Genomic DNA, 16,080 nt, shown 5'->3' with positions numbered 1-16,080 from the left:
GACGTCGGTGGTACGGAGGGGGCTCGGGGGCGCGACGGTCAGGGCGTGGGGCCGGTCTCGCCGAGGGCCATGCTGATGAGGGCCTCACTGTCCAGGGAGTCGATCTCCGCCGCGCCGAGGGGGCCCTGATTGTTCCGGTCGGGGTCGTCCGCGGCAACGCCGCCCGGTGCGATACCGGCCAGCTCCAGCAGCCGGTCGAGGAGTCCCGCCTCCTGGAGACGGGGCACCGGGATCCGGGCGAGGGCGTCGCGGACGCCGTCCTCGGTCAGGACGGCCGTGCCGGTGCCGGTGTCCTCCTCGCCGGAGGCGGGCGCCAGTTCGGCGAGGAGGTGCCCGGCGAGGGCGCGGGGGCTGGGGTGGTCGTAGATCATGCCCGCCGACAGTTTCAGTCCGGTGACGAGGACGAGCTTGTTGCGGAAGCCCATGGCGGTCAGGGAGTCGAAGCCGATCTCGTTGAACGGCTTGTCGAGTTCGACCTCGGCGGAGTCCGTGTGGCCGAGGATGCCGGCCGCGTGGGTCCGTACCAGGGTGAGCAGTGCGGGCATCCGCTGGTGCGGGGCCATCGCGGCGAGCCGGTCGCGCAGGCTGCCGCTGTCGGCCGGGCCGTCGTCGGCGCTGCGGCGCGCGGGTGCGGGCGCGAGGCCGCGCAGCAGCGGCGGCAGTTCGCCCGCCGCGCGGGAGGCCAGCGCGGCGGGGTCGAGGCGGATCGGCAGCAGCAGCGCGTCGTCCCGGCCGGTGGCCGTGTCCAGGAGGGCGAGGCCGTCGGTGACGCTCAGCGTGCCGATGCCGCTGTCCGCCACCCGGCCGCTCCCGGCGGCGCCCAGCCGGCCGGCCATGCCGTCCTCGCCGGTGTCCCACATGCCCCAGGCGAGCGAGGTGGCGGGCAGTCCGGCGGCCCTGCGGCGGGCGGCGAGCGCGTCGAGGAAGGCGTTCGCGGCGGCGTAGGAGCCCTGGCCGGGCGAGCCGAGGACACCGGCCGCCGAGGAGAACAGCACGAACGCCGTCAGGTCGTGGCCGGCGGTCAGCTCGTGCAGGTTCAGCGCGGCGTCGGCCTTGGGCCGCAGGACCGTGTCGACCCGCTCGGGGGTGAGGGAGGCGATCACTCCGTCGTCGAGGACACCGGCGGCGTGGACGACCCCGCGCAGCGGCCGGCCGGCGGGGACCGCCGCGAGCAGGTCCGCGAGGGCGGTGCGGTCGGCGGTGTCGCAGGCGGCGTGGGTGACGGTGGCACCGGCGGCGGCCAGTTCGTCGCGGAGCGCGGCGGCGCCGGGGGCGTCCGGCCCGCGGCGGCCGGCCAGCAGCAGGTGCCGTACGCCGTGCGTGTGGACGAGGTGGCGGGCGACGGCCGTGCCGAGGGCGCCGGAGCCGCCGGTCACCAGGACGGTGCCGTCGGGGTCCCACACGGGGGTGGCCGGGCCGGCCGCCGCGCGGACCATACGAGGTGCGCGCAGGGTGTCCTCGCGCAGCGCCGTCTGGGGTTCGTCCGAGGCGAGCGCGGCGGCCAGGAGCCGTGCGGAAGGGGCGGGTTCACCGGCGGGGAGGTCCACCAGGAGGATCGGGCCGGTGTGTTCGGCCTGCGCCGAGCGCACCAGGCCGGCGACGGCCGCCGCGGCGAGGTCGGCCGGGGCCTCCCCCGCGCAGGAGACGGCGCCCCGGGTGACCACGACGAGCGTGCGGTCGGCGGAGCGGGGGTCGGCGAGCCAGTCCTGGAGGATCCCGAGCATCCGGTGGGTCTCCCGGTGCACGGCGGCGGCGCCCTGGTCGTCCTGCCCTGCGGGCACGATCAGCGTCCGCGCGGAGGCGGCGGAGAGGTCTGCGGCGACGGGCGCGTCGAGCAGGGCGGCGAGGTCCCAGCGGTCGGGGCCGAGGAGCTGCCGGCCGGCGGGGCCGCCGGGGCCGCCCTCGGAGGCGCGGTCCGCGGGGAGGGAGTCCGTGGGAAGGTGCTGCCACTCCAGCGCGAACAGGCTGTCGGCCGCGGCGGCGGGCACGGGTGCGGCCGGGCGGGTGTCCGCCGCCGACAGCGGCCGCAGCAGCAGCGACCCGACCGAGGCGACCGGGCGGCCTGCGGTGTCGGCGAGGTCCAGGGCGACCACGCCGTGCCCGGTGGGCCGGACATGGACGCGCAGCCGGGTGGTGCCGACGGCGTGCAGCTCCACCTGCTCCCAGGAGAACGGCAGGACGGGTTCGGCGGACGCGGCCGCCCCGCAGCCGATGGTGTGCAGGGCGGCGTCCAGGAGCGCGGGGTGGATGCCGAACCGGTCGGTGCCGGACGCCGCGGAGGTGTCCAGGGCGACCTCGCCGAACACCTCGTCGCCGCGCCGCCACACGGCGTGCAGGCCGCGGAACTCGGGCCCGTACTCCAGTCCCTGCTCGGCGAGGCCGGTGTACATGCCGTCGACCGCGAAGGGTTCGGCGCCCGCCGGGGGCCACTGGGCGAGGTCGAAGGACGGGGGTGCGGCGGCGGGCGCGAGGGCGCCAAAGGCGTGCCGGGTCCAGGGCAGGCGGGCGTCGGCGCCCTCGGGGCGGGCGTGGACGCGGAAGGCCCGCCGGCCGGTGCTGTCGGGGGCGTCCACGGCGAGCTGGAGCCGTACGCCGGTGCGGTCGGGCACGATCAGCGGTGCCTCGACGGTGAGTTCGGCCAGCCGCGGGCAGCCGACGGCGTCACCGGCGCGTACGGCGGTCTCCACGAAGGCCGCTCCGGGCAGGAGCACCGCGCCGCCGACGCGGTGGCCGGCCAGCCAGGGGTGGGTGCCCAGGGAGATCCGGCCGGTGAACAGCAGGCCGTCGCTGCCGGCGAGTTCGGTCGGGGTGCCGAGCAGCGGGTGCTCGTCGGGCCCGGCCGCGGAGGTCGTGCTCTCCACCCAGTAGCGCTTGTGCTGGAAGGGGTAGGTGGGCAGTTCGACCTGGCGCCGCTCGCCGAACAGGGCACGCCAGCCGACGGCCGCGCCGTCGGCGTGCAGCCGGCCGAGGGCGGTGAGGACGGCTTCCGGTTCGGGCCGGTTCTTGGCCAGGGCGGGGGTGACGAGGGTGTCCCCGTCGTGGTCGGCGAGGGTCTCCTGGGCGAGCGCGGTGAGCGCGCCGCCGGGGCCGATCTCGACGAAGCGGGTGACGCCGAGGTCCGCCATCGCGCGGACGGCGTCGTGGAAACGGACGGGGCTGCGCACCTGTCCGGCCCAGTAGGCGGGGGTGCCGAGTGCGTCGTCGGCGGCCTCGCCGGTGACGGTGGAGACGAGCGTGGTCCGGGGGGAGGCGAACTGCGCCTTGCCCGCGACGGCGGTGAACTCGTCGAGCATCGGCTCCATCAGCCGGGAGTGGAAGGCGTGCGAGACGCGCAGCCGCCGGGTCCGCCCGAACCGCGCGGCGACGGCGTCGACGGCGTCCGCCGGGCCGGAGATCACCACGGAGCGGGGGCTGTTGACGGCGGCGATGTCGACGCCGTCCGTCAGCGCGGCGCGTACGCCGTCCTCGTCGGCGGCGACGGAGGCCATCGCGCCGCCCGCGGGCAGCGCCTGCATCAGGGCGCCGCGGGTGGCCACGAGGGCGCAGGCGTCCTCCAGGCCGAGCACCCCGGCGACGTGCGCGGCGGCGAGCTCGCCGATGGAGTGGCCGGCGACCGCGTCGGGGTGTACGCCCCAGGTCTCCAGCAGCCGGAACAGGGCGACCTCCACCGCGAACAGGGCGGGCTGGGTGAACTCGGTGGCGTCGAGCAGGGCCGCCTCGGCGGTGCCCTCCTCGGCCCACATCACCTCGCGCAGCGGACGCGGCAGCCGGGGGTCGAGTTCCGCGCAGACGGTGTCCAGCGCGTCGGCGAACACCGGGTACGCGTCGTACAGTTCGCGGCCCATGCCGGGGCGCTGGGAGCCCTGGCCGGAGAACAGGAAGCCGGTGCGGCCGTCGGCGCGGGCGGATCCGGTGACGAGGCCGGGCGCGTCCTCGCCGTCGGCGAGGGCCATCAGGCCGCGCAGGAAGTCGGGGTAGCGCCGGCCCACGACGACGGCCCGGTGCTCCAGGGCGGTGCGTGCGGTGGCCAGCGAGTGCCCCACGTCGGCGAGCGGCCGGTCGGGGTCGTCGTTGAGGTAGGACAGCATCCGCTCGGCCTGCATGCCGAGGGCCTCGCGGTTGCGGCCGGACAGCACCCACGGCACGGCCGGGCCGCCCTCGTCGGGGGCGGCCGGTTCCTCGGCGGGCGGTTCCTCGATGATGACGTGCGCGTTGGTGCCGCTCACGCCGAACGAGGAGATGCCGGCCCGGCGGGGCCGCTCCGAGCGCTCCCACGGCACGGCCTCGGTGAGCAGCCGGACGTGGCCCGCGGACCAGTCGATCTCCTCGGACGGCCTGGAGACGTGCAGGGTCCGCGGGAGTTCGCCGTGGCGCAGGGCGAGCACCATCTTCATCACGCCGGCGGCTCCGGCGGCGGCCTGGGTGTGCCCGATGTTCGACTTCACCGACCCGATCAGCAGCGGCCTTCCGGGCGTGGCCTCCTGGCCGTACGTCGCCATCAGCGCCTGTGCCTCGATGGGGTCGCCGAGCCGGGTGCCGGTGCCGTGCGCCTCCACGGCGCCCACGTCGCCGGGGGCGAGGCCGGCGGCGGCCAGGGCCTGCCGGATCACGCGCTGCTGGGCGGGGCCGTTGGGGGCGGTGAGGCCGTTGGAGGTGCCGTCCTGGTTGACGGCGGAGCCGCGGACCAGGGCGAGCACGGGGTGGCCGTTGCGGCGGGCGTCGGCGAGGCGTTCGAGGACGAGCAGGCCGGCGCCCTCGGACCAGGCCGTGCCGTCGGCGTCGTCGGAGAACGCCTTGCACCGGCCGTCGGGGGCGAGTCCGCCCTGGCGGCTGAACTCCACGAACGTCTCGGGTGTCGCCATCACGGTGACCCCGCCGGCCAGGGCCAGCGAGCACTCGCCCTGCCGCAGCGCCTGGGCCGCGAGGTGAAGGGCGACCAGCGAGGAGGAGCAGGCCGTGTCGACGGACACGGCCGGGCCCTCCAGGCCGAGGGTGTAGGCGATCCGGCCGGTGACGAGGGAGCCGCTGCTGCCCGCGCCGAGGTAGTCGTGGTACTGGACGCCCGCGAACACGCCGGTGCGGCTGCCCCGCAGGGAGCGCGGGTCGATGCCGGCCCGCTCCAGCGCCTCCCAGGACGCCTCCAGCAGGATCCGCTGCTGGGGGTCGATGAGGGCGGCGTCCTTGGGGGCGACGCCGAAGAAGGCGGGGTCGAAGTCGCCGGCGTCGTGGAGGAATCCGCCCTCGCGGACGTAGGTGGTGTCCGGGCGGCGCCGGTCGGGGTCGTACAGGCCGTCGATGTCCCAGCCCCGGTCGGCGGGGAAGTCGCCGATGCCGTCGCCGTCCTCGCGGAGCAGCCGCCACAGGTCCTCGGGGGTGCTGACGCCCCCGGGGAACCGGCAGGCCAGGCCCACGACGGCGATCGGCTCGTCCGGGGCGCCGGTCCGTACGACGGCCTCGTCGGCGGGGCCGGTCCCGGACAGCGCGTCGAGCAGATGCCCGGCGAGGGCGGTGGGGGTGGGGTGGTCGAAGACGAGGGTGGCGGGCAGCCGCAGCCCGGTCGCCTCGGTCAGCGTGTTGCGCAGTTCGATCGCGGTCAGCGAGTCGAACCCGAGCTGCTGGAACTCCAGCCGGGGGTCGACGTCGGCCGCGGACGGGTGGGCGAGGACGGCGGCGGTGTGCTCGCGCACCAGCTCCAGGACGGCCGCGGCGCGTTCCTCGGCGGGCAGGGCGGCAAGCAGCTGGCCGGCGGAGTCCGGTTCCTGCGCGGCGGTGGCGGCGCTGCGGCGGGCGGCGGGGCCGGCCAGGTGCCGCAGCGCCCTCGGCGCCCGGTCGCCGGCGGCGCGCAGCGCGGTGTGGTCGAGGCGGACCGCGACGGTCGTGGCGGTGCGGTCGGCGGGGTCGGCGGTGATGCGCAGGACCTCGTCGAGCAGGGCGAGGCCGTCGGCCGTGGACAGCGGCGGCAGTCCGGCGCGGGTGTGCCGGGCCGTGTCGGCCCCGCCGAGCGTGCCGCCCATGCCGCCGGTCTCGCCCCACAGTCCCCAGGCCACCGACAGGGCGGGCAGGCCCTGGGCCCGGCGGTGGGCGGCGAAGCCGTCCAGGAAGGCGTTGGCGGCGGCGTAGTCGGCCTGTCCGGGTGCGCCGAGGACACCGGAGACGGACGAGAACAGCACGAACGCACGGAGCGGGCTGTCCTTCGTCAGTTCGTGCAGGGCGAGCGTGCCGTCGACCTTGGGGCGCAGCACGGCGTCCACCCGCTCGGGGGTGAGGGCGGTGATCACGGCGTCGTCGAGGACGCCCGCCGCGTGGAACACGGCGGTCAGGGGGTGTTCGGCGGGTACGCCGGACAGGGCGGCGCGCAGGGCGTCCGGGTCGGCGACGTCGCAGGCGGCCGTGTCCGCCCGGGCGCCGAGGGCGGTGAGTTCGCCGGCCAGCGCGGCGACGGCGTCGGAGCGGCGGCCGAGCAGCAGCAGCCGGCGCGCGCCGTGCGCGGTGACGAGGTGGCGGGCGAGTTCGCCGCCGAGGGCACCCGAGGCGCCGGTGATCAGTACGGTGCCCTCGGGGTCGAGGGCGGGGGCGTCCGCGGCGGGGCGGGCCGCACGGGTGAGCGCGGTGGCGTGCAGGACGCCGCCGCGGAGGGTGAGTTCGGGTTCGTCGCCGTGGCGCGCGGCGCGCAGCACGGCGGCGTCCGGGGGTGCGGCCGCGTCGGCGGCGGGCACGTCCAGCAGGACGAACCTGCCGGGGTGCTCGGCCTGGGCGGCGCGGACCATGCCGCGGACCGCGGCGCCCGCCAGGTCGCTCACCGGCTCCGTGCCGTGGGCGACGGCGCCCGCGGTGAGCACGACGAGTGTGGCGGAGGCGGTGTGCGCGGACTCCAGCCATGCCTGGAGGGCGAGCAGGGTGCGGCGGGTGGCGGCGCGGACGGCGGCCGCGTCGGTGCCGGCGGGGCCGCGCAGGACGACGACGCCGGGCACGGGAGCGGCGAGGTCGACGTCGTCGAACTCGGCCGTCTCGGGGGCGGGTCCGGTTCCGGGCAGGTCCGGCAGCGGTGTCAGGCCCACCTGGTGGAGCGGCGGCCGGACGGTGACGGCGGCGGTGTCCAGCGGGCGGAAGACGTTCGCCTCGACGGTGGCGACGGGCTCGCCGGCCGCGTCGGCGACGGTCACCGCGAAGGTGTCGGGGCCGGCGGGGGTGAAGCGCACCCGCAGGGTGGACGCGCCGCTCGCGTGGAGTTCGACGCCGCTCCAGGAGAACGGGACGAGTCCGGCCCCGCCGGCGTCGGCGTCGCCGGCGCCCGCCGCGCGCAGGGCGTGGGTGGCCGCGTCGAGCGCGGCCGGGTGCAGGGCGAACTCCTCGGCGCCGTGCGGTGGTTCGGCGGGCAGCCGGACCTCGGCCCAGATCTCCTCACCGGACCGCCAGGCGGCGTGCAGCGAGCGGAAGAGCGGCCCGTACACGAGGCCGGTCGCGGCGAGGTCGTCGTGGAGCCCGTCGAGCGGGATCCCGGTCGCGCCCTCGGGCGGCCAGACGGTGAGCGGGGTGCCGGGGCGGCCGGTGGCGGGGGTGAGGGTGCCGGAGGCGTGCAGGGTCCACGGCTCGTCGTCGGGGGCGTCCTCGGGCCGGGAGTGCACGGTGAAGGGGCGGCCGCCCGCGGTCGCGGGGGCGCCGACGGCGAGCTGCACCCGTACGCCGCCGTGCTCGGGGAGGGCGAGGGGGGCGCTCAGCGTGAGTTCCTCGACGCGTCCGCAGCCGACGCGGTCGCCGGCCTGGACGGCGAGTTCCACGAAGGCGGTGCCGGGCAGCAGCACCGTGCCGCCCACCCGGTGCTGGGCGAGCCAGGGCTGCCGGGCGGGCGAGAGCCGGCCGGTGAGGACCACCCCGTCGGTGCCGGCGAGGGCGACGGCCGCGCCGAGCAGGGGGTGCCCGGCGGCGTGCAGGCCCGCGGAGGCCAGTGCGTCCTGGCCGCCGCGCTCCTCCAGCCAGTAGCGGTGGCGCCGGAAGGCGTGGACGGGCAGGTCGACGCGGCGGGCGCCGTGTCCGGCGAACACGGCCGCCCAGTCGGGGTCGAGGCCGCTGACGTGGAGCCGGGCGAGGGCGGTGAGCGCGGTGGCGGGCTCGGGCCGGCCGGAGCGCAGCAGGGGCAGGACGACCGTCCCGTCACCGCCCCCGTCCCCGTCCCCGCCGGCCGTGTCGCCGTCCGCGGCCGTGGCCGTGGCCGTGGCCAGGCTCTGGCGGGTCTGCGCGGTCAGCACGGCGTCGGGTCCGACCTCGACGAAGCGGGTGACGCCCAGTTCCCGGAGGGTGCGGACGCCGTCGTGGAAGCGGACGGTCGCGCGGACGTGCCGCACCCAGTACTCGGGGCTGCGCAGCTCCTCGGCGGTCGCCTGCCGTCCGGTCAGGTCGGACACCATCGGGACGGCCGGTCCGGCGAGGTCGGCACCGCGGACGACGGCGGCGAAGTCGTCCAGGACGGCGTCCATGCGGGGTGAGTGGAAGGCATGGCTCACCCTCAGGCGCCGGGTCCTGCGGCCGAGTCCCTCGAAGTGTCCGGCGATCTCCCGGGCGGCGTCCTCGTCGCCGGAGACCACCACGGAGGCGGGGCCGTTGACGGCCGCGACGTCCACCCGGCCGGTCAGCAGCGGACGGACCTCGTCCTCGGTGGCCTCGACGGCGATCATCGCGCCGCCCTCGGGCAGGGCCTGCATCAGCCGGCCGCGGGCGGCGACCAGGGCGCAGGCGTCGGCGAGGCCGAGCACCCCGGCGGCGTGCGCCGCGGCCAGGGCGCCGATCGAGTGGCCGATGAGCACGTCGGGGGTGACGGACCAGGACTCCAGCAGCCGGAACAGCGCGACCTCGACGGCGAACAGGGCGGGCTGGGTGTACTCGGTGCGGTCCAGCCGGTCCGCGTCCTCGAAGACCACCTCGCGCAGCGGGCGGTCCAGCAGCGGCGCGAACGCCTCGCACACGCCGTCGAGGGCCTCGGCGAACACCGGGTACGTCTCGTAGAGTCCGCGGCCCATGCCGACGCGCTGGGCGCCCTGGCCGGAGAAGAGGAACGCGGTCCGGCCGGGGGTCTGCGGGCCCGTCGCCGCCCGGGGGTCGGCGGCCCGGGCGGCGAGCGCGGCGAGGCCCTCGCGGGCGGCCGCGGCGTCGTCGGCCAGGACCACGGCCCGGCGTTGCAGCGGGGAGCGGGTGGTGGCCAGGGAGTACCCGAGATCGAGCAGGGGGCCGGGGTCGTCGGTGAGCCGTTCCGCCAGGGGCAGCAGCTGCTCGGCCTGAGCGGGCAGCGCGTCCGCGCTGTGCGCGCCGACGAGCAACGGCACGGGCACCCCGGCCGGCCAGGGCGTGGTGCCCGCCTCCCCCACGGCGCGCTGCGCCTCGGGACCGGCGGTGGGACCGGCGCCGGGGGCGTGCGGTGCGGGTGCGGGCTGCGCGTCGGGGCCGGGGGCGGGCTGTGCGTCCGGCCCGGTGGGCTGCGGTGCGGGCGCGGTGGGCTGCGGTGCGGGCGCGGACGGCGTCCCGGATCCGGCGACGGCCTCCGGTGCGGGCTGCGCGTCGGGGCCGGGGGCGGGCTGTGCGGTCGGCGCGGTGGACTGCGCCTCGGGCGCGGTGGGCTGCGGTGCGGGCGCGGTGGGCTGCGGTGCGGGCGCGGACGGCGTCCCGGATCCGGCGACGGCCTCCGGTGCGGGCTGCGCGTCGGGGCCGGGGGCGGGCTGTGCGTCCGGCCCGGTGGGCTCCGGCGGGGCCTCCTCCAGCACGACGTGGGCGTTGGTGCCGCTGACGCCGAAGGAGGAGACACCCGCGCGGCGCGGGCGGGCGGGGTCGGCGGGCCAGGGGCGCTCCTGCTCCAGGAGCCGTACGTCGCCGGCCGTCCAGTCGACCTCGCCGCTGGGCCGGGTCACGTGCAGGGTCTTCGGCAGCAGTCCGTTGCGCAGGGCGAGGACCATCTTGATGACGCCGCTGACCCCGGCCGCGGCCTGGGCGTGACCGATGTTGGACTTGACCGAGCCGAGCCACAGCGGCCGGCCGTCGGGCCGGTCCTGGCCGTAGGTGGCGAGCAGGGCCTGCGCCTCGATGGGGTCGCCGAGCGTGGTGCCGGTGCCGTGGCCCTCCACGGCGTCCACGTCGGCCGGGGTCAGCCCGGCGTTGGTGAGCGCCTGGCGGATGACGCGCTGCTGGGAGGGGCCGTTGGGCGCGGTGAGGCCGTTGGAGGCGCCGTCGGAGTTGACGGCGGAGCCGCGGATCACGGCGAGCACCGGGTGTCCGGCCCGCCGGGCGTCGGAGAGCCGCTCCAGCAGGAGCAGCCCGGCGCCCTCGGACCAGCCGGTGCCGTCGGCGTCGTCGGAGAACGCCTTGCAGCGTCCGTCGGGGGCGAGGCCGCGCTGCCGGCCGAAGGCGCGGAACGGCGACGGGGTGGCCATCACCATCACGCCGCCCGCCAGGGCGAGGGAGCAGTCGCGCTGGCGCAGGGCCTGGGTGGCCAGGTGCAGCGCGACCAGTGAGGAGGAGCAGGCGGTGTCGACGGTGACGGCGGGGCCCTCCAGCCCCAGGGAGTAGGCGATGCGGCCGGAGATGACCGACGCGGCGGTGCCGGTGCTGAGGTAGTCGTCGGCGACGCTCGCCATCCGGGCGGGCGGGACACCGTCGTAGTAGTCCTGGCTGCCGCTGCCGACGAACACGCCGACGGGTTCCTCGCGCAGGGACAGCGGCGGGATGCCCGCGCGTTCCAGGGTCTCCCAGGCGAGTTCGAGGGTGATGCGCTGCTGCGGGTCGAGGGCGAGCGCCTCGCGCGGGGAGATACCGAAGAAGGCGGCGTCGAAGTCGCCCGCGCCGGTGAGGAAACCGCCCTGGGTCACGGCGGTGGTGCCTGGGTCGTAGAGCTCCTCGACGTCCCAGCCGCGGTCGGCGGGGAACGGTCCGACGGCGTCGCCGCCGGCCGCCAGCAGCTCCCACAGGTCCTCGGGCGAGCGCACGCCCCCGGGGAAGCGGCAGCCCATGGCGACGACCGCGACGGGCTCCTGCCCGGCGGCCTCCAGCTCCCGCAGCCGTTCACGGGTCCGGTGCAGGTTCGCCGTCACCCGCTTGAGGTAGTCGACCAGTTTTGCTTCGTCAGCAGCCATCGCGTCTCGTGTCCTGTCCCCGGGGCCCGTCAGCTCGCGCCGAGTTCGTTGTCGATCAGATCGAAGAGGTCGTCGGCCGTCGCGGTGGCCAGCCGGTCCGTCACGGTGGAGCCGGTGGTGCCGCCCAGTGTCCCGGTCAGCCTTCCGACGAGGTGCTGAAGGCGCGCGGTGACCCGGGAGCGTTCGAGCTCGTCCCGGTCCAGTGCGCTCAACCGGGCTTCCAGGCGGTCGAGTTCGACGCTCAGCGGCACGTCCGCGGCCGCGTCGCCGCACAGCAGGGTCCACAGATGGTCGGCGAGCGCCTGCGCGTGGACATGGTCGAAGACGACCGTGGCGGGCAGTCTGCGGCCGGTCGCCGTGGCGAGCCGGTTGCGCAGGTCGACCGCGGACACCGAGTCGAAGCCGATCTCCTTGAAGACCTGGCCGGGTTCGACGTCGGCGGCGCCGGTGTGGCCGAGGACGGCCGCGGCCTGGGTGCGCACCAGGTCGAGGAGGTGCAGGCGCTGCTCGCTCTCGGTGAGCCGGGCGAGGCTCTCCGCCAGGGCGGCGGCCCCGGCGTCGGGCACGGCGGTGCCGTGCTGCTCGTCGAGGGCCCGCCGGGCGTCCGGCAGGTCGCGCAGCAGGGGGCGCGGGCGGCGCAGTGTGTAGACGGGGACGAACAGCTCCCAGTCGATGTCGGCGACCACGAGGTGGCTCTCGCCGCGGCCGACGGCCAGGCCGAGGGCCTCGACGGCGGTCTCGGGGTCCATCTCGGCCAGGCCCATCCGGCGCAGGTGCGCGCCGTCCTCCTCGCCGACCATGCCGCCTCCGCCCCACGATCCCCAGGCGACGGACGTCGCGGGCAGGCCGCGGGCGCGGCGGTGCTGGGCGAGTCCGTCGAGCCAGGCGTTGGCCGCGGCGTAGGCGGGCTGTCCCGCGGTGCCCCAGACGGCGGCGCCGGAGGCGAAGAGGACGAAGGCGTCGAGGTCGCGGTCGCCGAGCACCTCGTGGAGCACGGCGGCCCCGCGGGCCTTGGCCCGCATCGCCCCGGCGACCTGCCCGGCGGTGGCCTCGTCCAGGGGCGGCTCCGCGGTGAGCACGCCGGCCGCGTGCAGGACGGCGGTGAGCGGCTTGTCCGCGGGCAGCCCGGCGACCAGTGCTCGGACCGCGTCGGGGTCGGCGACGTCGCACGCCTCCACGAGCACCTCGGTGCCGGACGCGACCAGTTCGGCGACGAGTTCACGGGCTCCGGGCGCCTCGGGTCCGCGCCGGGAGACCAGCACCAGACGTTCGGCGCCGGCCCGGGCCAGGCCGCGCGCCACATGGGCGCCGACCCCGCCGGTGCCGCCGGTGACGAGCACGGTCCCGCGCGGGCGCCAGGGGGTGCGCTCGCCGCCCGGCAGCGGGGCGCGGACCAGCCGTCGGCCGAAGGCGCCGGTGCCGCGGACGGCGACCTGGTCCTCGCCGTCGGTTCCGGCGAGCACCCGGCACAGCCGGTCCAGCGCGTCCGGGCCGGCGTCCGGCGGCAGGTCGACCAGGCCGCCCCAGCCGTCGGGGGCGTCGAGGGCCAGCACGGTGCCCAGGCCCCACAGGGCGGCGGCGTCCGGGTCGGCGTCCTCGCCGCTGTCGACGGCGACGGCCCCGGAGGTGAGGCACCACAGGGGGGTGTCGGTGCCGGTGTCCCGCAGCGCCTGGAGCAGGGTCAGGGTGGTGGCGACGGCGTACGGCGGCCCGTCGTCGTCCGCGCCGGGGGGCACGGCGAGCGCGGCGGCCGACAGCGCTCCGGCGGGTGCACGGCCCGCCAGCGCGGTCCGGATGCGGGCGGCCAGCCCGGCACGGTCGGCGCCCTCGGCGGACACGGCGACGACGTCGGCTCCGGCGGCGGTGAGGGCGCGGGCGACGGTGCCGGCCGGGTCGGGGCCGAGCAGGAGCCAGGTGCCGGTCAGCCCCGTGTACGGACCGCCGGCCAGCGGCGCCCAGGTGACCCGGTAGCGCCAGGTGTCCAGCGCGGCGTCACGGGTGCGCTCACGGCGCCAGGCGGACAGCGCGGGCACCAGCGCGCGCAGCGGCCCGGCGTCGTCCACGTCGAGCAGTGCGGCGAGCGCTTCGGGGTCGTCGTTCTCGACGCCCTCCCAGAAGGGGTCCGCCGTCTCCGCGGCCGTGCCGGACGCGGGGGCCTCGGGCAGGTCCGGGTTCCAGTGGCGGACGCGCTGGAAGGGGTAGGTCGGCACGTCGACGGTGCGGGCGCCGGGGAAGAACGCCGTCCAGTCGACCGGCAGGCCGCGCACATGGCGTTCGGCGGCCGACTCGGCGAACCGGGCGAGTCCGCCCTCGTCGCGTCGCAGGGTGGCGGTGACGACGGCGTCGGACTCCAGTGCCTCCAGGGTCTCCTGGATGCTCATGCCGAGGACGGGGTGGGCGCTGACCTCCAGGAAGGAGACGGCGCCCGAGGAGGCCAGCTCCCGTACGGCCGGGGCGAAGCGCACCCGGCCCCGCAGGTTGTCGTACCAGTAGCGGGCGTCCAGTTCGGTGCCGTCGAGCAGTTCGCCGGTGACGGTGGACAGCATCGCCACCCGGGCCGGGCGGGGCCGTACCGGCGCCAGGTCGTGCAGCAGGCGGTCCTGGAGCGCGTCGACGTAGGCGGAGTGCGAGGCGTAGTCCACCGGGACCCGCTTGGCGCGGACGCCGTCGGCCTCCAGTTCCTCGCGCAGCCGGTCGAGCACGCCGCCCTTTCCGGAGATCACCACGGAGCGGGCGCCGTTCTCGGCGGCCACCGAGACGTCCGGGCCGTACGGGGCCAGGCGCTTCTCGGCGTCCTCGGCCGGCAGGCCCACGGCGAGCATCCCGCCCTCGCGGTCGAGGAGTTCGGCGATGGCCAGGCTGCGCAGGGCGACCACGCGGGCGCCGTCGTCCAGGGACAGCGCGCCGGAGACCGTCGCGGCGGCGATCTCGCCCTGGGAGTGGCCGATCACCGCGTCGGGTTCGACGCCGTGGGCCCGCCAGACGGCGGCCAGGGACACCATCACCGCCCACAGCAGGGGCTGCACCACGTCGACGCGGTCGGCGGGCGGGGTACCGGGTTCACCGCGCAGGACGGCGGTGACCGACCAGTCGGTGTACGGGGCGAGGGCCGCCTCGCACTCGGCCAGCCGGCGTGCGTACACGTCGGACTGCCGCAGGAGTTTGGTGGTCATGCCGGGCCACTGGGAGCCCTGGCCGGAGAAGACGAACACCGTACGGGCGGGGGTGCCGGCGCGGCCGGTGACGACTCCGGGCGCGGAGCTGCCCGCGGCCAGGGCGCGCAGTCCGGCGGCGAGCCGTGCGCGGTCGGCGCCGACGACGACGGCCCGGTGCTCGAAGAGGCTGCGGCCGGCCACCAGGGAGAGCCCGAGGTCGTCGGGCCGGTCCCCGGTGCCGTCGAGCCGTGCGGCCAGGCGCCGGGCGGACTCCCGCAGGGCGGGTTCGGTACGGCCGGACAGCACCAGCGGGGTGACGGCCGGCCGGTCGCCGGCCCCGGGGCGCTCGTCGGACGGGCCGGACCCGTCGGGCGCCTCCTCCAGGATGATGTGCGCGTTGGTGCCGGACATGCCGAAGGAGGACACGGCGGCGCGGCGGGGCCGGCCGGGGTCGGGCCAGGGTTCGGCCTCGGTGAGCAGGCGGACCGCGCCGGAGGTCCAGTCGACGTGCCGGGACGGCCGTTCGGCGTGCAGGGTCCTCGGCAGTTCGCGGTGCCGCATCGCGAGGAGCATCTTGATGATTCCGGCGACCCCGGCGGCGGCCTGGGTGTGCCCGAGGTTGGACTTGACCGAGCCGAGCCGCAGCGGCCGGCCGTCGGGCCGGTCCTGGCCGTAGGTGGCGAGCAGGGCCTGCGCCTCGATGGGGTCGCCGAGCGTGGTGCCGGTGCCGTGGCCCTCCACGGCGTCCACGTCGGCCGGGGTCAGCCCGGCGTCGGCGAGGGCCTGGCGGACGACCTTGATCTGGGAGGGGCCGTGGGGCGCGGTGAAGCCGTTGGAGGCGCCGTCCTGGTTGACGGCGGAGCCGCGCACGACACCGAGGACGCGGTGTCCGTTGCGGCGGGCGTCGGAGAGCTTCTCCAGCAGCAGCACGCCGACGCCCTCGGACCAGCCGGTGCCGTCGGCGTCGTCGGAGTACGCCTTGCAGCGTCCGTCGGGCGCGAGTCCCCGGCGCCGGCTGAAGTCGACGAAGATGGCCGGGGTGCTCATCACGGCGACCCCGCCGACCAGGGCCAGGGTGCACTCGCCGGCCCGCAGCGACTGCGCGGCCAGGTGCAGGGCGACCAGGGAGGACGAGCAGGCCGTGTCGACGGAGACGGCCGGGCCCTCCAGGCCGAGGCTGTAGGCGACCTGGCCGGAGATCAGGCTGCCGCCGGGAGCGCCGCCGGTGTAGTCGTGGTACATCAGCCCGGCGAACACTCCGGTGGGTGTGCCGCGCAGGGTGTCCGGGGCGATGCCGGCCCGTTCGACCGCCTCCCAGGACGCCTCCAGGAGCAGCCGCTGCTGGGGGTCGGTGGCGTCCGCGTCGGCGGGAGAGATCCCGAAGAACGCGGCGTCGAATTCGGGGGCGTCGTAGAGGAATCCACCGCGGCGCACATATGTTTTTCCGGGCCGGTCGGGCTCGGGGTCGTAGACCCGGTCGATGTCCCAGCCGCGGTCCGCGGGGAAGTCGCCTATGGCGTCCCGGCCTTCGGAGACCAGCCGCCACAGATCCTCCGGGGAGGAGATTCCGCCGGGATAGCGGCAGCTCATTCCGACGACCGCGAGAGGCTCGTGGCTGCGTGATTCGGCCTCCCGCAGCCGCTGCCGGGTCTCCTGGAGATCGGCGGTCGCACGTTTGAGATAGGCGCGCAGCTTTTCTTCGTGTTCCATCGCGGTCCCGTTCACGAGATGCCGAATTCCATCGCACAAAGACATGGACCGAGTTCGCTCTGGTGCCGCGAACCGGACGTTTTCCGGTGTCCGCCGATTGC

Annotated in this window: 2 protein-coding genes; both read right to left on the bottom strand. The window is 77.0% G+C overall.

Features of this window, described 5'->3' with window-relative positions; translation table 11 throughout:
- Nucleotides 1–38: 38 nt before the first annotated feature.
- On the bottom strand, nt 39–11,114 hold the full coding sequence (locus ACIQGV_RS00830; RefSeq protein ID WP_402488525.1) for an SDR family NAD(P)-dependent oxidoreductase: 11,076 nt from the start codon (nt 11,112–11,114) through the stop codon (nt 39–41).
- Between the two features lie 29 nt (nt 11,115–11,143).
- Nucleotides 11,144–16,024 (bottom strand): type I polyketide synthase, encoded by a 4,881-nt coding sequence (locus ACIQGV_RS00825; protein ID WP_402488523.1) that lies wholly within the window; start codon nt 16,022–16,024, stop codon nt 11,144–11,146.
- Nucleotides 16,025–16,080 lie beyond the last annotated feature (56 nt).

Origin of the sequence: Streptomyces sp. NPDC093094, assembly GCF_044754345.1 — a bacterium.
GTDB lineage: Bacteria > Actinomycetota > Actinomycetes > Streptomycetales > Streptomycetaceae > Streptomyces.
This window is presented reverse-complemented; position numbering and strand designations above follow the sequence as displayed.